This window comes from Ruegeria sp. BB1 (assembly GCF_056539465.1).
Genome location: NZ_JBQFVB010000001.1, coordinates 390114 through 411604, shown reverse-complemented (window position 1 = coordinate 411604; position 21491 = coordinate 390114). Strand labels below are relative to the sequence as shown.

16 protein-coding genes are annotated in these 21491 nt (G+C 58.6%); 8 read left to right on the top strand and 8 right to left on the bottom strand.

What is annotated here, in order from left to right:
• Positions 1-5 precede the first annotated feature (5 nt).
• Genes ACR0AL_RS02110 through ACR0AL_RS02100 form a run of 3 tightly spaced genes read left to right on the top strand, consistent with a single transcriptional unit; the run spans position 6 to position 3607 of the window.
• Positions 6-1214, top strand: a complete 1209-nt coding sequence (locus ACR0AL_RS02110; protein WP_170348873.1) for a multidrug effflux MFS transporter — start codon at positions 6-8, stop codon at positions 1212-1214.
• A 57-nt stretch (positions 1215-1271) separates the two neighbouring features.
• Positions 1272-2936 (top strand): tetratricopeptide repeat protein, encoded by a 1665-nt coding sequence (locus ACR0AL_RS02105; protein WP_170348874.1) that lies wholly within the window; start codon positions 1272-1274, stop codon positions 2934-2936.
• Positions 2933-3607 (top strand): SH3 domain-containing protein, encoded by a 675-nt coding sequence (locus ACR0AL_RS02100; RefSeq protein WP_170348875.1) that lies wholly within the window; start codon positions 2933-2935, stop codon positions 3605-3607. Before ACR0AL_RS02105 ends, ACR0AL_RS02100 begins: the two co-directional genes overlap by 4 nt.
• On the opposite strand, the gene mfd is transcribed toward ACR0AL_RS02100, so the two are convergent.
• Positions 3604-7059, bottom strand: coding sequence for a transcription-repair coupling factor (mfd, locus tag ACR0AL_RS02095; RefSeq protein ID WP_480661788.1), 3456 nt, complete (start codon positions 7057-7059; stop codon positions 3604-3606). The genes ACR0AL_RS02100 and mfd overlap by 4 nt on opposite strands.
• A gap of 21 nt (positions 7060-7080) precedes the next feature.
• Complete coding sequence (locus tag ACR0AL_RS02090) at positions 7081-7605, bottom strand: component of SufBCD complex (RefSeq protein WP_170348877.1); 525 nt, start codon at positions 7603-7605, stop codon at positions 7081-7083.
• Between the two features lie 120 nt (positions 7606-7725).
• On the opposite strand from ACR0AL_RS02090, the gene hemB reads away from it, so the two are divergent.
• The 4 genes from hemB to ACR0AL_RS02070 all read left to right on the top strand — a co-directional run bounded on the left by hemB (position 7726) and on the right by ACR0AL_RS02070 (position 12585).
• Positions 7726-8724, top strand: a complete 999-nt coding sequence (gene hemB, locus ACR0AL_RS02085) for a porphobilinogen synthase (protein WP_480661786.1) — start codon at positions 7726-7728, stop codon at positions 8722-8724.
• 143 nt (positions 8725-8867) lie between these two features.
• Positions 8868-9443 carry a lipid-binding SYLF domain-containing protein gene (locus ACR0AL_RS02080; RefSeq protein ID WP_480661784.1) on the top strand — a complete coding sequence of 192 codons (576 nt, stop codon included), beginning with the start codon at positions 8868-8870 and terminating at the stop codon, positions 9441-9443.
• A gap of 175 nt (positions 9444-9618) precedes the next feature.
• Positions 9619-12081, top strand: a complete 2463-nt coding sequence (locus tag ACR0AL_RS02075) for a penicillin acylase family protein (protein ID WP_480661782.1) — start codon at positions 9619-9621, stop codon at positions 12079-12081.
• A gap of 108 nt (positions 12082-12189) precedes the next feature.
• Positions 12190-12585, top strand: coding sequence for an SgcJ/EcaC family oxidoreductase (locus tag ACR0AL_RS02070; protein WP_170358723.1), 396 nt, complete (start codon positions 12190-12192; stop codon positions 12583-12585).
• Between the two features lie 3 nt (positions 12586-12588).
• On the opposite strand, the gene hflX is transcribed toward ACR0AL_RS02070, so the two are convergent.
• From hflX to trkA, 4 genes are all read right to left on the bottom strand, one after another.
• A complete protein-coding gene (gene hflX, locus ACR0AL_RS02065; RefSeq protein ID WP_480661780.1) occupies positions 12589-13860 on the bottom strand; it encodes a GTPase HflX in 1272 nt (423 codons plus the stop codon).
• Positions 13860-14099: an RNA chaperone Hfq gene (gene hfq / locus ACR0AL_RS02060; protein WP_010440340.1), complete on the bottom strand. Its 240-nt coding sequence runs from the start codon at positions 14097-14099 to the stop codon at positions 13860-13862. The genes hflX and hfq overlap by 1 nt, the downstream gene beginning before the upstream one ends.
• A gap of 124 nt (positions 14100-14223) precedes the next feature.
• Positions 14224-15762, bottom strand: coding sequence for a TrkH family potassium uptake protein (locus ACR0AL_RS02055; RefSeq protein WP_170348883.1), 1539 nt, complete (start codon positions 15760-15762; stop codon positions 14224-14226).
• Positions 15762-17138 (bottom strand): Trk system potassium transporter TrkA, encoded by a 1377-nt coding sequence (gene trkA, locus ACR0AL_RS02050; protein ID WP_170348884.1) that lies wholly within the window; start codon positions 17136-17138, stop codon positions 15762-15764. Before trkA ends, ACR0AL_RS02055 begins: the two co-directional genes overlap by 1 nt.
• 96 nt (positions 17139-17234) lie before the next feature.
• Here trkA and ACR0AL_RS02045 point away from each other — a divergent pair, with 96 nt between their 5' ends.
• The gene (locus ACR0AL_RS02045; protein ID WP_170395977.1) at positions 17235-17717 is read left to right on the top strand and encodes a hypothetical protein; all 483 of its coding nucleotides are present in this window, start codon (positions 17235-17237) and stop codon (positions 17715-17717) included.
• A gap of 12 nt (positions 17718-17729) precedes the next feature.
• Here the strand turns inward: ACR0AL_RS02045 and ntrX are convergent, their stop codons facing one another.
• Both ntrX and ACR0AL_RS02035 read right to left on the bottom strand, forming a co-directional pair.
• Positions 17730-19139 (bottom strand): nitrogen assimilation response regulator NtrX, encoded by a 1410-nt coding sequence (gene ntrX / locus ACR0AL_RS02040; protein ID WP_170348886.1) that lies wholly within the window; start codon positions 19137-19139, stop codon positions 17730-17732.
• Positions 19136-21424, bottom strand: a complete 2289-nt coding sequence (locus tag ACR0AL_RS02035; RefSeq protein ID WP_480661778.1) for a sensor histidine kinase NtrY-like — start codon at positions 21422-21424, stop codon at positions 19136-19138. The genes ntrX and ACR0AL_RS02035 overlap by 4 nt, the downstream gene beginning before the upstream one ends.
• Between the last annotated feature and the right edge of the window lie 67 nt (positions 21425-21491).

Sequence of the window (21491 nt, the reverse complement as noted above, 5' to 3'; positions counted from 1 at the left end):
GCGCCATGGCCAATCGCATGTCTTCGGGAGAGTTCATCGCACTTGTCGCAATGATGTTTGCGACGATTGCGTTTTCGATCGACTCGATGCTGCCTGCTTTGCCCGAGATCGGCGCGCAGCTGAGCCCCGATGATATCAACGACGCTCAGTTGATCCTGACCTCATTTGTTCTGGGTATGGGCATCGGGACATTCTTTGTGGGTCCATTGTCCGACGCGTTTGGGCGCAAGCCAGTGATCTATGTCGGCTCGGCGTTGTACATCTTGTCGGCAGCCGTGGCCTGGGCCAGTTCTTCGCTGGAACTTCTACTGTTCGCGCGGGTGGCACAGGGCATCGGCTGCGCCGCGCCGCGTGTGGTCGCCATGGCGATCATCCGAGACTTGTACTCGGGCCGGGAAATGGCGCGGATCGTCTCTATCGCCATGATGATCTTTACGCTGGTGCCTGCCGTCGCCCCGATGCTTGGGGCCGGAATGATCGCCATCGCGGGATGGCGTGGCATCTTTGTTTCGTTCATCCTGTTCTCGGTGATCACCGTGATCTGGCTGGGTCTGCGCCTACCAGAATCGCTGAGGCCGGAAAACCGTCGCCCACTGCGCCTGCCCTTGATGACCGCGGCCGCACGCGAGATGTTCGCCCATCCCACGGTGCGCGTATCAATCTTTGTGCAATCCCTTTGCCTTGGCATGTTGTTCACTATGCTGACCATGGTGCAGCCAGTTTATGACGTGATCCATGACAGCGCCGACAGCTTCCCGTTTTGGTTCGGCTTTGTGGCTTTGATGGCGGGGTCCGCCAGCCTGTTGAATGCCGCGCTTGTGATCCGCGTGGGGATGCGGCGGCTGGTGACATGGGCCCTTGGCGCGCAGATCGCCATCACGATTGGCGTCATCACGCTGAACATGATGCCGCTTTCGGCCAATCTGAACTTTGCGGTGTTCGTCTTCTGGCAGACCTCGATCTTTTTCATGGCTGGCATGACGATGGGCAACCTGAACGCCATCGCAATGGAGCCAATGGGCCATATTGCCGGTATGGCAGCGTCGGTCATCGGCGCGTTTTCGACCGTTCTGGCCGCCGCTATCGCCGCCCCGATCGGTCAAATGTTCGATGGCTCGCTATATCCGCTGACCACCGGCATTCTGGTGATGAGCGTGGCCGGTTTCGGACTGATGCTGCATATGGGCCGGATCGAAAACAGACTGCCTGCCTGACCTGTGCAGCCCGGGTGAATCACGCTAATCTTTCCCCGACCCGAGGGGAGATTTTCAATGAGCGACTATTACGATCTGGGCACATATTCCTGTCCGGTCAGCACGACCTCAGCCGAGGCCCAGCTTTGGTTCGATCGGGGGCTGGTTTGGACCTATGGCTATAACCATGACGAGGCCGTTGTCTGTTTCCAACGCGCTGCCGAGCATGACCCGAACTGCGCCATGGCCCATTGGGGCATCGCTTATGCCGCCGGTCCGAATTACAACCTGCCCTGGGATTTACGCGACGCGCGTGGTCAGCAGAAAGCGCTCGCGCAAGCCTATGACGCGACACAGCAAGCGGTGGCCCTGTTGGACACCTGCACCCCCGTTGAACAGGCGCTGATCCACGCCCTGCCCGCCCGTTACCCTCAACGCAATCCGATCCCGGATATGAACAGCTGGAACCACGATTTTGCAGATGCCATGCGCGCAGCCTTTACCGACCAACCCGATCACTTGGATCTGCGCACGATATATGTTGAGGCGCTGCTGAACCTCACCCCCTGGCAGATGTGGGATCTGAAGACCGGAAAACCTGCCGAAGGTGCCGCCACGCTTGAGGCGCAGAAGGTTCTTGAGGACGCGATGGCAAATGATCCCGCAGCCATGTCGCACCCGGGTTTGCTGCACCTCTATGTCCACCTGATGGAGATGTCTCCGACCCCCGAAAAGGCATTAAAAGCCGGGGATGTTCTGCGCACGCTGGTGCCGGATGCGGGCCATCTGGTGCATATGCCCACCCATATCGATGTGCTGTGCGGGCACTACCACAACGTCGTTTATTGGAACGAAAAGGCCACCATAGCCGATCTAAAATATTACGAGCGCGAAGGCGCGTTCAACATCTATACCGGTTATCGTCAGCACAATTACCATTTCGCCATCTACGGGGCGTTGTTCCTGGGCCAGATGGAACCGGCCCTGCGCGCCAATCAAGGCCTGTGGGACACCACCCCCGAAGATATGTTGCGCATCGAAAGCCCGCCCATGGCGGATTACTTCGAAAGCTACATGTCCATGGGGCCGCATATCCTGATCCGTTTTGGCCAGTGGGAGGAAGCCAAGGCACTGAAACTGCCCGCAGACCCCGACCTGTATCGCACGTTGACCGCCACCATCCACTATGCTCGCGCCATCGCCCATGCTGCAACCGGTGACGTCGCCGAAGCCGAAGCTGAGGAACAACTGTTCCTGTCGGCCAAGGCCTGCGTGCCCGAAACACGCCTGCTACACAACAACCGCGTCGTTGACCTGCTTGAAATCGCGCGGGAAATGCTGAGTGGAGAGATTGAGTATCGCAAGGGCAACTACGATATCGCTTACGCCCATCTGCGACGCTCGGTCGAGTTGGATGACACGCTGCCCTATGACGAACCGTGGGGCTGGATGCAGCCAACCCGCCATGCATTAGGGGCGTTGTTGTTTGAACAAGGTCACGTAACCGAGGCTGAAGCGGTCTATCGCGAAGACCTTGGCTTGGGCGCCACCCTCAGCCGTGCTTCGATCCATCCGGACAATGTTTGGAGCCTCAAAGGTCTGCATGACTGCCTGAAGGCGCGCGGCGAAAGTGTTGAAATCGCTCAAATCAAACAACGTCTTGATTTGGCTCTGGCACGTGCCGACCGCGCGGTCGGAGCATCCTGTTTCTGCGCCCAAGCCGCGATGAGGGCCGCCGAATGAGATACGCGCTACTGCTGGCTGCCGTGATCTGCGGCCCAGCACTTGCCGACCGTCAATCCTTTCCACCGGTCGATCAGGCAGACCGTGATCCATCGTTGATCGCCTTTCGCGAGGCATTATTGGACCAAGTGGCTGCACGGGATACCGACGCTGTGGTTGCGGCGTCCTGCCCCGATATCTACCTAAGCCATGGCGGTGAAGGCGGCCCCGAGGAATTACGTTCCAATCTGACCCTCGACCCGGAAGCCCTGTCGGAAGAACAGCGTGAAAACGCGGATGCGTTACGCGCGCAATACTGGTCTGACCTGGAAACCACTTTGTCTCAGCCCGGTTACTTCGACGAAGAAGGCGAGTTCTGGATGCCGCATCAATGGCAGATCACCCTGCCCGCCTCGCTGGACCCAGAGTTGGCGTTCTTTGTCAAAGGTTCCGATGTATCTCTACGTCAAAGACCGGATCGCAACTCGTCCATTATAAGCCTGATCAGCCACGAAATCGCGATTATACGTGACTATCAAGACGGTGCCGAATATCAGCGCGTCCTGCTGACGGACGGCACGCAAGGTTATATGCACGCCGATTTTCTTTGGCCCATGACCGGCCACCGCGCCGCGTTCGTCAAGTCAGACGCGGGCGACTGGCAGTTGTGTACTTTTGTCAGCGGAGACTAGACCTTCGCCTTTTTCTTCTCGGCCACAACCTTTTCTGCCAGATCACGAGCGATGGCAAAGGCCCCCTTGATCTTGTCACTGTCCTTTTTCCAGTCGCGGCGCACGACGATCTTGTTGTCCTTGACCTTGGCCAGCCCGCGCTGGTTCTGGATGAATTCGACCAACCCCTGAGGCGAGGCAAACTTGTCATTGTGAAACTGGATCGTCGCACCCTTTGGTCCGCCGTCCAATTTGGCAATGCCCGCACGTTTGCACATCGCTTTGATACGCACGACCAGCATCAGGGTGTTCACCTCTTTTGGTAGCGAACCAAAGCGGTCAATCAACTCGGCCGCAAAACCTTCAAGTTCAACCTTGGTCGAAAGCGAGGACAAGCGGCGGTACAGCCCCAGGCGCACATCCAGATCGGGCACATAATCCTCGGGGATCAGAACCGGGACGCCTAGATTGATTTGTGGGGCCCACTGATCGTCTGCGTCCGATAGACCCTCCATCTCACCGGCTTTGATTTTGGCAATCGCCTCTTCCAGCATGGATTGGTACAGCTCGTAGCCCACGTCGCGCATCTGGCCCGACTGTTCCTCGCCCAGCAGATTGCCGGCACCGCGAATGTCCAGATCTTGCGATGCCAGCGTGAACCCCGCCCCCAGTGTATCAAGAGAGCCTAGAACCCGCAGGCGTTTCTCGGCGGTGGCCGTCAATCGCTGGCGCGGTTTGGTGGTCAGATAGGCATAGGCGCGGGCCTTTGATCGCCCCACCCGTCCGCGGATCTGGTAAAGCTGCGCCAGACCGAACATATCCGCGCGATGCACGACCATTGTGTTGGCCGTCGGAATATCCAGCCCACTTTCCACAATCGTCGTTGCCAACAGCACATCATACTTCCCGTCATAGAAGGCATTCATGCGGTCATCGAGTTCGCCCGCCGCCATTTGCCCATGCGCGACAACGTAAGTCAGTTCCGGTAGTTGGTCCTTCAGGAATTCCTCAATCTCGGGCAGGTCCGAAATACGCGGGACCACATAGAAACTTTGCCCGCCACGATAATGTTCGCGCAGCAGCGCCTCGCGCACCGTGACCGCATCGAATTCGCTGACATAGGTGCGGATGGCCAGACGGTCGATGGGCGGCGTGCCGATGATTGACAAATCACGCACACCAGTCAGCGACAATTGCAGCGTCCGCGGTATCGGCGTCGCGGTCAGGGTCAGCACGTGAATGTCCGAGCGCAGTTGTTTGAGGCGCTCTTTGTGACCCACCCCGAAATGCTGTTCCTCATCGATGATCAGCAGCCCGAGGTTGTTGAACCGAATCCCCTTGGCCAGCAGCGCATGGGTGCCGATCACGATGTCCACTGTGCCTCGCGCCAACCCATCGCGGGTTTGTTGCGCCTCTTTCGCCGAGACAAAACGCGATAGCTGCCGAACCTCAAGCGGGAATCCCCGGAACCGTTCCTTGAACGATGCCGCGTGCTGTCGGGCCAGCAGCGTCGTAGGGGCCACAACGGCCACCTGCACGCCCGACATCGCGGCGACAAAGGCAGCACGCATGGCGACCTCGGTCTTGCCAAAGCCGACATCGCCGCAAATCAAACGATCCATTGGCGCGCCCGAGTGCATGTCTTCCATCACATCGGAAATCGCGCGCAGCTGATCATCAGTTTCCTGATACGGAAAACGCGCGCTGAACTCCTCCCACGCATGGGGCGGCGGGTCCATCACCGGAGCTTTACGCAGCGCCCGCTCAGCAGCGATGCGGATCAGCTTGTCCGCCATCTCGCGGATGCGCTCTTTCAGCTTGGCCTTTTTGGCCTGCCATGCACCGCCGCCCAGACGATCCAGAAGACCTTCGTCGTGCCCGTATTTCGACAGCAGCTCGATGTTTTCGACCGGCAGGTACAGCTTGGACTGTTCGGCATATTCCAACAAAAGGCACTCATGGGCTGCGCCCGCCGCCGTCACGACCTCCATCCCCATGTAGCGGCCAATCCCGTGGTCCACATGCACCACAAGATCGCCGGGTGATAGCGATTGGGTTTCGGTTAGGAAGTTCTCGGCCTTTCGACGTTTCTTGGGTTGGCGGATCAGGCGGTCGCCCAGAACATCTTGTTCAGCGATCACCGTCAGATCCGACGTTTCGAACCCATGCTCCAACGCCCAAACGGCCAGGTGCAGCCCGCGTTTACCGACGCGAGTGCCGTCGGAAACGGGGATTGCCTCAGCCAGACCTTCGTCTTCGATCAATCCGGTCAGGCGTTCACGCGCACCCTCGGAATAAGACGCGATCAGGACCGGCCCTTTGTCCATCTTGTCTGTGATATGACTGGCCAGCGCGCCAAAAAGGCTGATGCTTTCCTGCTGTCGCTCGGGGGCAAAATTCCGCCCGATCCGTCCACCAGCGTCGATCACGCCGGGGCCGCTGGCCTGCGGCAACGGGCTGAACTGCAAAACGCGCCGATCACCCACCGCCTGCTCCCATGCAGCATCGTCCAGATACAACAATCCTGGAGGCGTAGGTTTATAGACCGTGTCCATGCGCGAGCGGTTTTCCAGCGCCAACCGCCGAGTTTCGTACTGATCCTCAATCGATTCCCACCGGGCCAAGCGCGCGGGCGTGACCTGATCGTCCAACGAGATCGTGGCACCAGGCAGATAGTCGAACAGCGTTTCAAGCTTTTCGTGAAAAAACGGCAACCAGTGTTCCACGCCTTGATGCTTGCGGCCAGCGCTGACCGCCTCGTACAGCGGATCATCGGTGCCCGCCGCGCCGAATTCGATGCGATAGTTCTGGCGGAATCGTGTGATGGCGGCTTCATCCAGAATGACCTCGGACACCGGGGCCAGTTCAACCACGTCCAGCTTTTCAGTCGTGCGCTGCGACACTGGGTCAAACCGGCGCGCACCGTCCAGCACATCACCGAACAGGTCCAGCCGAACCGGGCCAGATTCGCCCGGAGGGAAGATGTCGATAATGCCGCCGCGGATCGCGTAGTCTCCGGGCTCCATAACCGTCGGGCTTTGCGTGAAACCCATGCGCACCAAAAAGTTCCGCAATGCTGTTTCGTCGACACGGTGGTTGACCCGGGCAGTAAACGCGGCCTCACGCAGCACATCGCGCGCTGGCACTCGTTGGGTCGCGGCGTTTAGCGTGGTCAGCAACACAAACCGTTCGGGCATCTGATGCACTAGCGCGGCCAGTGTTGCGACCCGCGCCGCAGCGATATCCGCGTTCGGCGACACCCGGTCATACGGAAGGCAATCCCAGCCGGGGAAGACGAACACCGGCATGTCCGGGGCGAAAAAGGCAAGTGCTGCCCGCATTGCCTCCATCCGCTTGTCATCGCGCGCGACGTGGCAAACCGGCCCGGCGGATCGCGTGATCTCGTTCAGGACAAGCTGTGCGTCAAACCCCTCAGGGGCGCCGCCGACTGTTACGTGGTTCGGAGCCGTCATTCCCTCGCCTTTCCGAATTTCCTACCCCAGAACACCAATCGAAAAGTTCTGATACATGCCCCAAAGCGACGTGATCAAGATCGAGATCATGCCGATAATCTGCGTATAAATCCGGCAGCGGGTCAAAATCTTGCCGGTAAACTCCAATGTCCCGTCGCCGGCCTGCAGCTTTCGCGCCGCCGAAATGTTGATCAGCATCACAATACAGACCGGGAATAACAACAAGAACACAGCCTGCGCGAATTCAACCCCGTAAACGAACCCAAGCATCGCCAGACCGGTGAAGATGAAACAGCTCAACCCGAGAATGGCCAGCCCCGATACCTCAACGATATACAGTATCCGGTTTTTGTTGATCCGCACGATGTCCAGAAAATCACGCTCGGCTTCGCCGCCGACACGGCGCGCGCGCACCAGCAGATCATAAGGCACACCCAGCGTCCAGTGGCTTGTGGACGACCACAGCACGGCCAGCCCGATCCAATACCACAGATTCGAAAAGCTGCGCATGTCGATAATTTCGAAAAGCGTAGAGAATAAGTCCAAGCGTCAGCCCTTTGTTCACTGTCCTTAGGGGCCTTCACTGCGCAGGCGCGACCATCGTTACCCTTGAGACCACGTGGAATTCATGCCACCCAATGCGGGAATATTCAAGGAGAGCGCGACATGAAGCCGACCATCGCCCCCTATCCCCTGACCCGTTTCCGCCGGGCGCGCCAATCGCAGGCCGTGCGCGGCCTTGTTCGGGAACATACGCTGACCACAGATGATTTGATCTGGCCGGTTTTTGTGCGCGACGGCGAGGGTGTGGAGGAGCCCGTGCCCTCGATGCCCGGTGTGATGCGCCGGTCGGTGGACCTGATAGCTAAGGCCGCGGTTGAGGCGCAGGCGTTGGGAATCCCAGCGATCTGCATCTTTCCCTACACCGACGCCAACCTGAAAACCGAGGATTGCGCCGAGGCCTGGAACCCTGACAATCTGTCCAACCGGGCCATCCGCGCCATAAAGGCCGCAGCCCCGGATATCGCGGTAATGACCGACGTGGCACTGGACCCATACAACATCAACGGTCACGACGGCTATGTCATCGATGGCGAAATTGTGAACGACAAGACGATCGAGGCGTTGGTCAGGATGACGTTGGCACAGGCTGAGGCAGGTGCCGATATCATCGGTCCGTCCGACATGATGGATGGGCGGATCGGTGAAATGCGCCGGGCGTTGGAATCTGCTGGGCACCAGAACGTGATGATCCTCAGCTATGCCGCGAAATACGCCAGCGCCTTTTACGGACCCTTCCGTGATGCGGTCGGTGCTTCGGGCGCGCTTACAGGCGACAAGAAGACCTATCAGATGGATCCGGCCAATTCGAACGAAGCCCTGCGCCTGATCGAACGCGATCTGACCGAAGGTGCGGATATGGTGATGATCAAGCCCGGCATGCCCTATCTGGATATCTGCCGACGGGTAAAGGACACCTTTGGCGCGCCGACATATGCCTATCAGGTGTCGGGTGAATACGCGATGATACAGGCCGCGGCACGGAACGGTTGGATCGATGGTGACAGGGTGATGCTGGAAAGCCTGTTGGCCTTCAAGCGCGCTGGCTGCGACGGCATCCTCACCTATTTCGCCCCACAGGTCGCGCGCGCCTTGCAAGGCTAATGCCCCCAATTGTCGCAATTTTTCGCCGATTGTGATCCGCTGCCACTCAGCTTTCCCGTGACACGCGACGGCAATCGGCGTATTCTTGCACATAAGATCGGGAACACCCGACATATCAGGCAGTCATACAGAGAAAAAAAGACATGAGCAGTTCCAATGCACCCCAACTAAGCCGTCGTGGCTTTGCCTTTGGCATGGCCGGTTTGACGGTAACCGCAGCTTGCGGCAACGGTGTCGGCAATTCCAACGCCGCCACCATCGATGCCCGCGTCGATGCCACACTGGCCGAAATGTATGCGAAATATCCCAACACGGTTGAGATCGCAAACAAAGCCAACGGCATGTTGATCATGCCCCTGATCACCGACGCCGGATTAATCTTCTTTGGTGGCGCCTACGGCCAAGGCGCCTTGCGCATTCAGGGCGCAACGGTTGATTACTATTCTGCAATTTCCGGAACCGCCGGCCTGCAAATCGGCGCGCAACAATATGCACATGTCCTGTTCTTCATGACCCAGGACGCACTGAACGATTTCCGCCGTTCCAGCGGATGGACTGCCGGTGCCGATATTGGCTATGTGGTGGATGCAACTGGAAACTCCCTGTCCACTGACACAACGACTCTGCGTTCGCCTGTGCTGGCGGTGGTATTCGGCCAAGCCGGTTTGAAATTCGGCGCCACTGTCGAAGGCACCAAATACACGCGGATCATTCCTTAAACATCGGACTACCACTCCCCCCTCATTAGTCCCCGCCACAGGTTCCCAGCTGCGGCGGGGTTTTTCATTTATAGCGCTGTAAACACGAATATTCCCGGGCTGTTCCTCTTTCGGTCGATCCAGCCATCATCTAGTCTGACCTCAATCGGAATAGGATCAGGATTGTAGGCCGCAGATGGGATTTGTTTTTCGCTGGCTCGTACGCATTACAACGGGTCTGGTCCTGCTGGCTTTGGCCGCTGTGGCATTGGTGTATTTCCTGGCGAGCCAGTCCCTGCCGGATTACGATCAAACGGTCGAGGTTCGGGGGCTGAACGCCCCGGTCGAGATCATCCGCGATACCGCCAATGTCCCTCATGTCCTGGCCGAAAATGACCCGGATGTGTTCTTCGGTCTGGGCTATGCCCATGCGCAGGACCGTCTGTGGCAGATGACGGTCATGCGCCGTACCGCCCAGGGGCGCCTGTCGGAAATTTTCGGCGCGCGTACCGTCCACATCGACAAGCTGCTGCGCCGACTGGACCTTTACGGTCTGGCCCACCGCTCGGTCGAGGCGCAGGACGATTACACCAAAACCGCCTTACGCGCCTATGCCGCCGGGGTAAACGCGCGGCTGGATGAGATCAACGAAGCCGCCCTTGGCCGTGGTGCGCCCGAGATGTTTTTGTTCAACGCGCCCGTTTCGCCCTGGCAACCGGGCGATAGCATTGCGGTGATCAAGCTGATGGGTCTGCAACTGTCCGGCCATCTTGAGGACGAAGTGCTGCGTGCCCGTACTTCATTAATGCTGAACGATCCGGCGCGGTTGACCGATATCCTGCCGAATGTGCCGGGGGCCGGTATTGCTGCCCTGCCAGAATATGCCGCTTTGTTTCCAGGGCTGCCCCGTTACGCCCGCGGCACACCTATGCCCGACACGCCGCTGTCGCCTTTTCCGAAACGAGGATTGGCCGGAGCGTCCAATGCCTGGACCGCCGCGCCCTCACGCTCGGCCAGTGGGGGAACGTTGTTGGCCAATGACCCGCATCTAGGGTTCACTGCCCCCGGTGTCTGGTATCTGGCGCGGCTGGAGTTGGCCAAAGGTGGCGTGATTGGTGCAACTATTCCCGGTGTTCCTGCCATCATGACCGGGCGCAGCGATCGTTTAGGCTGGGGTCTGACGTCGTCCTACCTGGACGATCAGGACGTACATATCGAGCAGTTGAACCCCGACAACACCGAGGAATATCTGTCGCCGGATGGCTTCAAAAAGTTCCGCACCCGCCCCTCGATTATCGAGATCAAGGACGAGACCCCCATCACCCTGACCCTGCGTTGGACGGAAAATGGCCCGGTCCTGCCTGGAAGTCATTACAATCTGGATACGATCACGCCTCCGGGTCATGTCGCCTCGTTGTCTTGGACGGCGCTTAGCCCGCGCGACACGTCGATGACGGCGTCTATGGCCCTGATGAATGCCGACACTGTTCGCGAGGCCATTGATGTGGGCGAGTTGTTCATTTCGCCCTCGCAAAACCTGTCGCTGGTCGACAAGGACACGATCGGTCTGAAATTGATTGGCGCAATGCCCAAACGCGACCTGCGCAACCAAAGCCGTGGCCGCATCCCAACACCCGGTTGGCTGGCCGAAAACCTCTGGCAAGGTCGCCTGCCCTATGCCGACAATCCCGAATTCGTGGCCCCCGCAGGTGGTATTCTGGGCAACACAAACAACAAGATCATCGACCGCCCCTTCCCCTTGCATGTCTCGTATGAATGGGGCGACACCCAGCGCGTTCATCGCTGGGAACGCCTGATGCAATCGCGCGAGGTTCACACGCGCGACAGCTTTATCGAGGCACAACTGGATACCGTCAGCTTTACCGCCCGCTCATTGCTGCCGCTGATCGGCGCGGATCTTTGGTTTACCGGCGCATCCGCCCCCGAAGGCACCCCGGTACGTCAGCGCCAGATCGCCCTGTCCTTGCTGGCCGAATGGAACGGTGAGATGAACGAGCACCTGCCCGAACCGCTGATCTATGCCGCGTGGCTAAGGGCGCTGCAAATACGTCTAATCTCGGACGAGCTGGGCCCACTGGCCGCCGAATACAAACATGTCGAGCCGCTGTTCATCGAGCGCGTCTACCGCGACATCGATGGCGCGTCGGTCTGGTGTGACGTACGCCAAAGTGCCCCCTCTGAGACCTGCACCGACATGGCGCGGCTGGCGCTGGACGATGCGCTGATCTGGATCGCCGAAAACTATGGAACCGCACTGCAATCCCTGCGCTGGGGCGATGCGCATCAGGCAACACACGATCACCCGGTACTGGGCTCGGTTCCGGTTTTGCGGTTCTTCGTCAATATCCGGCAATCTACCAGCGGCGGCGACAACACCCTGCTACGCGGGCGTACCTCGGGCGAGGGCAAGGACCCGTTTCAGAACGTACATGGAGCAGGTTATCGCGGTGTTTATGACTTTGCGGACCCGGACAGCTCGGTGTTTATTACGGCAACCGGCCAGTCGGGCCATTTCCTGTCGCGCTATTATGATGATCAGGCTCAGCTATGGCGGCGAGGCGAGTATATCCCGATGTCACTGGACCTGGATTTGGCGCGCGCTGCGGCCGTCGGAGTGACCAACCTGATCCCGCGCTGAATTCCGCTGTTTCGGCAAGACCTTGCCCCCTGCTACCCGCCCCCGTGGACGCCGAGTGCCGTTTTCGCATACGATCTGTCAGCGGATTATGTGGGACCGGGGGCACAAATGGCGAGTATTCGGGATAGGCTGAACAACCTTGCGCGCGACTATGCAATCGCCTGGAGTTCGGGTGATCATAATGCAGTCGCCAGCTTTTTTGCCGCCGACGGGCAGATATCCATGAACCGGGCTGAACCGCTGAAAGGCCGCGCCGCGATCGCCGAAATGGCCCGTGGATTTCAATCAGACTTTCCCGATCTTGAGCTACGCTGCGATATGATGCGATGGGCTGGGCCCCACGCTATCTTTGTTTGGACCTTCGAAGGCCACCATACCAAAACCGGCAATCTCGTCGTCACACGGGGCTGGGAAGAATGGGACCTGACCGAAGACTACAAAGTTCTATCCTCGCAAGGCTGGTTCGACGTCGAGGATATGCAGCGTCAGATTGATGGGGGTTGATTGCTAAATCCCGGCGAATTGCGCCGCCTGCCTGTCCGTCCACAATACAGTGATTTCGAACCCGTCTTCGGTCTGCTTTTCGGACCGCACGACATCCTGTCGAAACAGCCAGGCGCGCCTGTTGCCCTCGGCAAATCCCAAAGACAGTATCTCTTCGTGTCGCGCACCCTGCAGCTTGGTTGCAATCTCGGCCAGCAGAGGGTCTACCCCTTCGCCGGTTACCGCCGAAATGGCGAATATCGACGGATCACGTTTGGCTCGTTTAAACGCGGCCTCGCGTTCGTCGTCATTCAGTAAGTCGATCTTATTCCACACCTCCAGCCGGGGGCGTTCTTGGTCGACGCCCAGCGAGGTCAAAATCGCCTCGACATCCTGCGCCTGTGCATCGGTTTCCTCATGGCTGATGTCGCGTACGTGGACAACGATATCGGCGCCCAGAACTTCTTCGAGTGTCGCCCGGAAAGCCGCGACCAGTTCGGTCGGCAGGTTCGAGATGAAACCCACCGTGTCCGACAGGATCACCTCAGGACCGTCGGGCAACTCAACGCGGCGCATGGTCGGGTCCAGCGTGGCAAACAGCATGTCCTTGGCCATCACCTCGGCCCCGGTCAGGCGATTGAACAGTGTGGATTTCCCGGCGTTTGTATAGCCCACCAGGGCCACAATCGGATACGGTACCTTGGCACGGGCAGCGCGGTGCAGCGTGCGGGTTTTGACAACTTTTTGCAGCTGCCGCCGCAGACGCACCAGTTGTTCATCAATCGCACGGCGGTCGGCCTCGATCTGGGTTTCACCGGGACCGCCTACAAACCCCAATCCGCCCCGCTGGCGTTCAAGGTGGGTCCAGGCCCGCACCAGCCGCGTGCGCTGATAGCTGAGCGCTGCCATCTCGACCTGCAACACACCTTCGCGGGTGCGGGCGCGGTCGCTGAAAATCTCAAGGATCAGGCCGGTTCGGTCGAGGATCTTGACCTTCCAAGCCTTCTCAAGGTTGCGCTGTTGCACGGGTGATACCGGTCCGTCGATCAGAACCAGTTCGATCTCGTGATCATGAAGCCGCTCGGCCAGTTCCTCGATCTTGCCACTGCCGAAAAGCAATCCCGGCTGGGCGCGTTGTAAGCGCACAATTTCAGACCCGATCACATCCAGATCAGGCAAAGCGGCAGCCAGCGCCACCGCCTCGTCCAGCGCCGGTTCAGGAACGCGGCGCTGTTCATCAGATTTGATTTCCGGATGCAGCACCCAAGCCCGGGTGCGCGTCCTATCGTGTTCCATCAAGAGGCGTCTTCGCCCTCATACAGGCTGATCGGTTGCGACGGCATGATGGTCGAAATCGCATGCTTGTAGACCAGCTGCGACTGTCCGTCGCGGCGCAGCAGCACACAGAAATTATCGAACCAGGTGATCACACCCTGCAATTTCACACCGTTGATCAGGAATATTGTGACCGGGACCTTTGCTTTCCGTACATTGTTCAGGAACGCGTCCTGCAGATTCTGTCTGTCCGAAGCCATATTTTATTATCTCGCCATTGTTCTTGCTACGCGCTGCGGACCAACGCGCTCCCTCCGCAGGAGTATGGAGTGCTGCGCACAGATATTCCAGATTAAAAATCAGTCAATTCTGGAATGCCGAAGCTTAATCCCGCCAAAGGGTTGGCGTAATCAAGGCAATGATTGCAAGTGTTTCCAGCCGTCCGATCACCATCGCTGCACACATTGTCAGTTTGGCCCCAAGCGACAGGTCCACCAGGCGGATGGGAATATCCGTGGCCAATTCAATCACCGGACCCGTCGTGCTTAGCGCCGCAACGGTCAGGACCATGGCCTGTTCGAACCCTGCCCCCATCATCGCCAGCAGCAGATTGAACAAGGCGGCCGTCAGTGCGAACATCATCAAAAAGATCCAGGCGATAAAGGCTCCGTCGCTTTGAATGCGTCGATTGCCACCCCCTACGCCGCTGACCGATGAGGGGTAGATCAGCCGGTCAATCTCACGCGCACCATTCAGGTACAAAGCGAATACCCGCAGCAGTTTGACGCCGCCCGCCGTGGTTGCGACTCCCCCTCCTATCAGGGCCAGCCCCATAAGGATCAGGCCGGGCGTCCCCAGCCCTGATAATTGCTGTGCATCATTCCAGTTGGCGCTTTCGAACCCGGCCGTCGTCAAGAAAGCCAGTGCCGTGAACACCATACCCCAGAACACATACACCGCATCAATCGGGCTCAGTGTCCCACCGATTTCATTGACGCCCGCCCACACACGAAAAAACAAAAGCGTTGCAACGGCGATGACGATCAGCAGACCGATCCGAAACTCTGGGTCCTTGTCCAGCCGCGAATACCCGGTGGTGGCGGTATCCGTGGAAAAGGTCAGTCGGGACAGGGCAAAGAACAGGAACAAGAATATGATCGCCTCACCCGTGAAACCAGCCTGTGCGCCCTCAAGCCCACCGACCGGAGAGATTCCGGACGTAGCCATTGTGGACATCGCATGACAGATGGCGGTCAGTCCTTGCTCGCCTGCGATCAGCAGCAAAAGCCAGATCACCGCCGTCAGACCTGTATAAACTGGCGTCAGCGTGCGAGTCACTCGGATCAATCGTCCACGCGGATCGACCTTTTCACTTTGTGCAACACCAGAGACCGGACGGCCGGGTTGCCCACGTGCGGTCACCTCGAACCCGCCCAACGACAGCGGTGCCAGAATCGCGGCAGCCGAAATCCACATCAGCAAGCCGCCCATCCAACCCACTAACGCCCGCCAAAGGTGCAGCGGGGCCGTAAGGCGATCAGGGTCTGGGAAAATGTCAGCGCCCGTGGTTGTCAGCGCACTGACCATGTCGAAATAGGCGTTCAAGAAAGTGGTATTGCCCAACGCATCGTGCAGCGGAATGGCAAGAAACAAGGGCAGTACCGTAAAACACCCCAACAACACGGCCAACTGCCCCAACGTGCCCCTTCGCGGCACCCGGTTCGATGACGCCAACCCGACCGAGGCCACCACGAACAGCCCTAACAAACCGGAATAGAAGAACGACCGCGACGTGTCATGATCATCCAGCGCCAGCGCATAGATCGCCGGCACCCACATCGACAGCGAAAACACCGCCCAGATCAGCAGGAACAGCGGCAAGCGCCGCACCAAACCGATCTGCTGTGTTCGCGCGCGCATCATCAGAAGAAATCGATCGAAACCTGCAGCAACCGCTCGACCTCGGGCACATCCTTAGCCATGGCAAAGATCGCCACGACATCTTTTTCCTCGATCCGCAGGCTGCCAGTGGGGCGCAGCACCTCATCCCCCTTGCGCACGGCACCCACCAGAACGCCTTCGGGGAAATCAATGTCGCGCAGTTTTTGCCCGGCCAGCGGCGAGGTCGACAGCACCTCGGCCTCGATCACCTCGGCCTCGGCATCCCCAATGGAATAGACCTGCCGCACCCGCCCGTGGCGAATGTGGCGCAGGATTGAACTGACGGTCGTGGCACGCGGGTTGATATAAGCATCGATCCCCAGCGGGCCCATCAGCGCCACCATTGTTGGATCATTGATCAACGCAATCGCCAGCGCACAACCTTCGGATTTGGCGCGCACAGCGACCAGCATGTTGGCCCGGTCATCATCAGTAACCGCCAGCATCGCATCGGCCCGTTCGATGCCCGCCTCGCGCAATAGTGCGGCATCCAGCCCGTCGCCATTCAGAACAATCGTTCGTTCCAATGCTTCAGCGGCATGTTCGGCGCAGCTGCGATCCCGTTCGATGATTTTGGCGCGCACTCGGCTTTCACGCTCTTCCAGCGTGCGCGCAACCTCAAGCCCGACGTTACCGCCACCGACGATCACGACGCGGTCCTGTTTCTTTTGGGTCTTGCCAAAGACCTCCATCGTGCGGTCAACGTCCTGAACATTGCTGAAGACATAACATTCATCGCCAACGAACAACTGGTCCTCGGATTCCGGGGCAAACAGGCTGCCGTCGCGCCGAACCCCCACGACAATAGAGCTGAGTGTTGAAAACAGATCTGTTAGTTGCCGTAGCGGCGTATTGACGATGGGACAGTCTTCTTCGATGCGGATGCCCAGCAACTGGGCTTTACCATCCATGAACATTTCCGTGTCAAAGGCCGAAGGTGCGGACAGGCGGCGCATGGCAGCGGCTGCCACCTCGCGTTCAGGGCTGATTACCACGTCGATGGGCAGGTGATCGCGACGAAACAGGTCCGAGTGGATCGCCTCGAGATAGGATTTCGAGCGCAAGCGCGCGATCTTGCGCTGGATCGAGAAAATGGAGTGCGCCATCTGACAGGTGACCATATTCACCTCATCCGAATGGGTCGCGGCAATGATCATGTCGGCGTCACGGGCGCCTGCCCGCTCTAGCACGTCCGGATAACTGGCAAACCCTGCAATCCCCTGCACATCCAGCGTTTCGGTCGCGCGACGCACCAGGTCAGGGTTGTTGTCCACCACCGTCACATCGTTCAGCTCGCCCGAAAGGTGCCGTGCAATCTGCCAGCCGACCTGACCCGCACCGCAAATGATGACCTTCATGTTTTTGGCCCTTCTGCCTGAAATCTTTGAATGACAGATGCCCCCAAAGCGGTCAATTGAATTGTCATACCGGCAAAGCTAAGGCAAGATAAGCCTATGAAATCAGTACTTCGTTTGATTATTCCATTAATGGTCCTGTCCGCTTGCGAAGGCCCCCTTTCACTGTATTATCGTGAAGGTGAGAGCGTTACGCGCCTTCAAGCTGAGACCACTCAATGCCAGGTTAAGGCGCTGGAAGAGGTTCCGGTGGCCACTCAGATACGTCAAAGCCCGCCCACGTATTGGCCCGGGCGCACCTATTGTGATGGGCGGGGGCGCTGTTACCGCTCGCCCGGCTGGTGGCAGCCCGGTCAGGTTTACAGCGTCGATGCAAATCAAGGATTGCGCAATCAGGTCGAGGCCCAGTGCATGGCCAAAAAAGGGTTTCGCCCGATCAGCCTGCCGCCTTGCAAGCAGAACGTGAAATCACGGGTGCCCGCCGTGGCCACCACGACATTGCCACCGATAGGCACCCAATCGTGCTATGTGAAATTCGACAACGGGTCGTTCCAGATCATCGATCCCGGTCAGGCGGGGTAACGGCCCGGCGGATTATTCCGCCGGCTCCGGTTCGTCCAGTTGTGCCACTCGCGCGCCCGATTTGTTCGAGGTCACAACCCCCAGCGATTTTAGTTTGCGGTGCAGCGCGCTGCGCTCCATCCCGACAAAGCTGGCGGTACGGCTAATATTGCCGCCAAAGCGGTTGATCTGGGTCAGCAGGTATTCCCGCTCGAACGCCTCGCGGGCTTCGCGCAGGGGCAAGGTTGCCAACGCACCCGATAGCACCACACGACCCGAGTCGTCGGTCTTTTCTTCTTCGGCGGGCAATTCCTTGGCCTCGATCGGGCCAGAATCGTCCCCCAGGATCAGCACGCGTTCAATCAGGTTCTTGAGCTGCCGCACATTACCTGGCCAGGTCATGGTCTGTAACAGCGCCACCGCCTCTTCCGAGATCTCACGCATCGCGAGCCCCTGCGTTTCATTACACATCTCAATGAAATGCTGCGCCAGAACTGGGATATCCTCGCGCCGTTCTTCCAGCGACGGCACCGCAATCGGCACCACGTTCAGGCGGTGATACAATTCTTCACGGAACCGATCGGCGGCGATTTCCGTTTCAAGATCGCGGTTGGTTGATGAGATTACCCGCAGATCAACCCGCACCTTGTCCGACCCACCAACACGTTGGAATTGCTGATCGACCAGCACACGCAATATCTTGGACTGCGTGCCCATCGGCATATCGGCCACCTCGTCGAAATAGACCACACCGCCATGGGCCTCTTCCAACAGGCCGGGCTCGATGCCGCGTTCCGAGGATTCGCGGCCAAACAGAACTTCTTCCACACGCTCGGGTTCAACCCCGGCGCAATTCACGGTCACAAAGGGCGCATTGGCGCGGTTGGAATGCGCGTGGATATACCGCGCAGCGATTTCCTTGCCCGATCCGGCAGGGCCGCTCAGCATCACACGACCGTTCGACTTGGTCACCTTGTCCAACTGGCTTTGCATCGCGCGGAAAGACGCGGACTTGCCGATCATATCCGAATTGGTGACCTCTTTGCGCTTCAACGAGGCATTCTCGCGACGCAGGCGCGAGGTTTCCATGGCGCGTCGGATCACCACCATCAACTGGTCGATATTAAAGGGCTTTTCGATAAAGTCATACGCCCCTTGCTTAATCGCCGCCACGGCAATTTCAATGTTTCCATGGCCGGAAATAATCACCACCGGCACGTCGGGGTTGTCGCGTTTCACCGCCTTCAGAATGTCGATCCCGTCCATGCGGCTGTCTTTCAGCCAGATATCCAGTATCAACAGCCCCGGCGGTTCAGAATTGATTTCGGCCATGCACTCGTCCGAGTTGCCAGCCAGCCGGGTTGAATAGCCTTCATCCTCCAGAATGTCGGACACCAGCTCGCGAATATCGCGTTCGTCATCTACGATCAGAATGTCACTCATCTTTGGCCTGCTTTCAGTTTGTTTGTATGAATTGCCTGCTTCTGTGGCGCTGCGGTCGGAGAGAGATTTCCCCCCGGTAAACGGATCACGGCCATCGCACCAAAATGGTCCTGTCCGTCAAAGACGGGTGCATCTTCCAGAGTGAGCGCCCCGCCATGTTCTTCGATAATCTTTTTGACGATGGGCAGGCCCAAACCTGTGCCCTCGTCCCTTGTGGTCACATACGGCTCGAACAGTCGCGCCCGGTCTTCGGGCAGTCCAATGCCGTTGTCAGCGATGGTAATCACCGTACCCGCGTCATCGCTGATCACGTCCACCTTTATCTGTGGCTTCAGGTTTTCTGGTGGGCCTTTTTGTTTCAGTGTTTCAATGGCCTCACCGGCATTCTTGATCAGATTAGTCAGAGCCTGATTCAGCATCGTGGCGTCCACATCCGTCAATATCGGTTGATCCGGCAGCGTTGCATCGATTTGCACGTCCGGCTGCCCGGCCTGCTGCAATAGTACTGCCTCGCGCACCAGTCCGACGACGTCTTCTTCGCGCCTGTCTGGTTCCGGCATCCGTGCGAATTTCGAAAACTCGTCTACGATCCGCCGTAGATCATTTGTCTGCCGCACGATAACGTCGGTCATGGATTCAAGGCTATCGCAATCCTCTTCATTCAGCTTGCGTGCGAATTTGCGTTTAATGCGCTCAGCGCTCAGTTGGATCGGCGTTAGCGGGTTCTTGATCTCGTGCGCGATCCGCCGCGCGACGTCGCCCCAAGCGGCCATCCGCTGCGCACTGACCAGATCGGTCACATCATCGAAAGCAACCACATACCCCTCAAGCCCGCCATCTTCGCCACGGCGGGTCGCCATGCGGACCAGCAGGTTTTCAAGTTGACCTTTGCGGGTGACCTTGATCTCACCCTGCACGGCCTCTTGCCCACTTTCCTTTAGGCTTTCAAACAGCGGTAGGAACTCCGGCACCGCAATTCCGATGGCAAGCTGCTCATCCACGCGCGTCCAGTCCAGCAACCGCTCAGCCGAACGGTTCACGAATGTCACGCAGCCATCTGGGTCAACGCCAACCACGCCCGAAGTCACCGAGCTAAGCACAGAATCGAACAAGCGCCGACGGCGTTCAATCTGGCGGGTATTCTCAAGCAACGTGTCGCGCTGCCCTTTAAGTTGTCGCGTCATCTGATTGAAATAACGGCCTAACATTGCAATTTCATCATCGTTGGCCTCTTCGATCACCTGCACACTCAGATCACCCGCACCAACGCGTTGAGCAGCCGTGGTCAATCGACCCACCGGGCGCGAGAGGCGTTCGGCAAACCACATGCCCAGCGACATGGCCGCCAGAATAAGGATCACTGCAAAGCCCAGATACAGCAGCCCGAATTCGAACAGCACCCTGCCCCGTTCGCTTTCCAACTGTTGGTAGAATTGCGCCGTTTCCTTGGTATCGTCCAGCAGCGTCAATAGCTGTCCATCCACCTCGCGGCTGACATACAGATACCGGTCCAGAAAAGCCTGCAATGGAACAAGCGCGCGGAATTCATTATTTTGCCAATCGGCGATGATCAGGACGCCGTCATCTGTGGCCTGAATCATTTGTTCAGGTGTGGGGGCCTCGAAATCGAATAGATAAGAACGATCCCCGCGCGACTTGATTTCGCCAATACCATCAATGACATACGCCTCGCGCAGACCACGTTGAATCTGCGCTTGTCCTTGCGCAAGAACTTCGCGCAGCTCCGCGTCCGAAATGTAAAAGTCACGGTTACGCGCATTATCCAGGTACCGCGCAAGAATGGTTGCGTCCTGTGTCAGACCCTGCCGGTGTTCCAACTCATATGCTTCGGCCGCGGTCAGGGACGAGCCCACCACCTGACGTACGCGATCCGAAAACCACCCTTCCAAGCCGATATTCACCGTCAACCCCGCAAAGATCGCAACGGTGACAGTCGGCACCAGAGCCAACAGCGTGAATGCGCCAATCAATCGAAGGTGTAGACGGGAGCCCGCGGATTTCGCCCGGCGCGCCGCGATCAGGTTGAAGACCTGCCCCAGAACAAGGGCGGCCACGACCAGCACATAAACCAAATCTGCCAGAAGGATCAGGCGCAGTGTTGGGGCCGTTGCCCCCAGATCAAAAGGACCGATGACAAGATAGGTCGACAACGCCAGCGCGGGGCCCAGAAGAACCAGCCCCAAAGTGCCGAAATTGCGCAGTTTTCGGGATTTCCGCCACCGATTTATCGCTGGAATCGGCCCGCTCTGTGCCCGGGTTGCCACCGTCTGCCCTCATCCTGATGTGTCGCTTGCGCGACGTACCGCCATATGTCGTGGTCCTTGCCGGGTG

Excerpts from the sequence above, each read along its gene's own strand:
- hflX (WP_480661780.1), bottom strand. The coding sequence starts at position 13,860 with ATGGAACACGATAGGACGCGCACCCGGGCTTGGGTGCTGCATCCGGAA.
- ACR0AL_RS02055 (WP_170348883.1), bottom strand. The coding sequence starts at position 15,762 with ATGATGCGCGCGCGAACACAGCAGATCGGTTTGGTGCGGCGCTTGCCG.
- ACR0AL_RS02075 (WP_480661782.1), top strand. The coding sequence starts at position 9,619 with ATGGGATTTGTTTTTCGCTGGCTCGTACGCATTACAACGGGTCTGGTC.
- ACR0AL_RS02100 (WP_170348875.1), top strand. The coding sequence starts at position 2,933 with ATGAGATACGCGCTACTGCTGGCTGCCGTGATCTGCGGCCCAGCACTT.
- ACR0AL_RS02105 (WP_170348874.1), top strand. The coding sequence starts at position 1,272 with ATGAGCGACTATTACGATCTGGGCACATATTCCTGTCCGGTCAGCACG.
- mfd (WP_480661788.1), bottom strand. The coding sequence starts at position 7,059 with ATGACGGCTCCGAACCACGTAACAGTCGGCGGCGCCCCTGAGGGGTTT.
- ACR0AL_RS02080 (WP_480661784.1), top strand. The coding sequence starts at position 8,868 with ATGAGCAGTTCCAATGCACCCCAACTAAGCCGTCGTGGCTTTGCCTTT.
- ntrX (WP_170348886.1), bottom strand. The coding sequence starts at position 19,139 with ATGAGTGACATTCTGATCGTAGATGACGAACGCGATATTCGCGAGCTG.
- hfq (WP_010440340.1), bottom strand. The coding sequence starts at position 14,099 with ATGGCTTCGGACAGACAGAATCTGCAGGACGCGTTCCTGAACAATGTA.
- ACR0AL_RS02110 (WP_170348873.1), top strand. The coding sequence starts at position 6 with ATGGCCAATCGCATGTCTTCGGGAGAGTTCATCGCACTTGTCGCAATG.
- trkA (WP_170348884.1), bottom strand. The coding sequence starts at position 17,138 with ATGAAGGTCATCATTTGCGGTGCGGGTCAGGTCGGCTGGCAGATTGCA.
- ACR0AL_RS02045 (WP_170395977.1), top strand. The coding sequence starts at position 17,235 with ATGAAATCAGTACTTCGTTTGATTATTCCATTAATGGTCCTGTCCGCT.
- hemB (WP_480661786.1), top strand. The coding sequence starts at position 7,726 with ATGAAGCCGACCATCGCCCCCTATCCCCTGACCCGTTTCCGCCGGGCG.
- ACR0AL_RS02070 (WP_170358723.1), top strand. The coding sequence starts at position 12,190 with ATGGCGAGTATTCGGGATAGGCTGAACAACCTTGCGCGCGACTATGCA.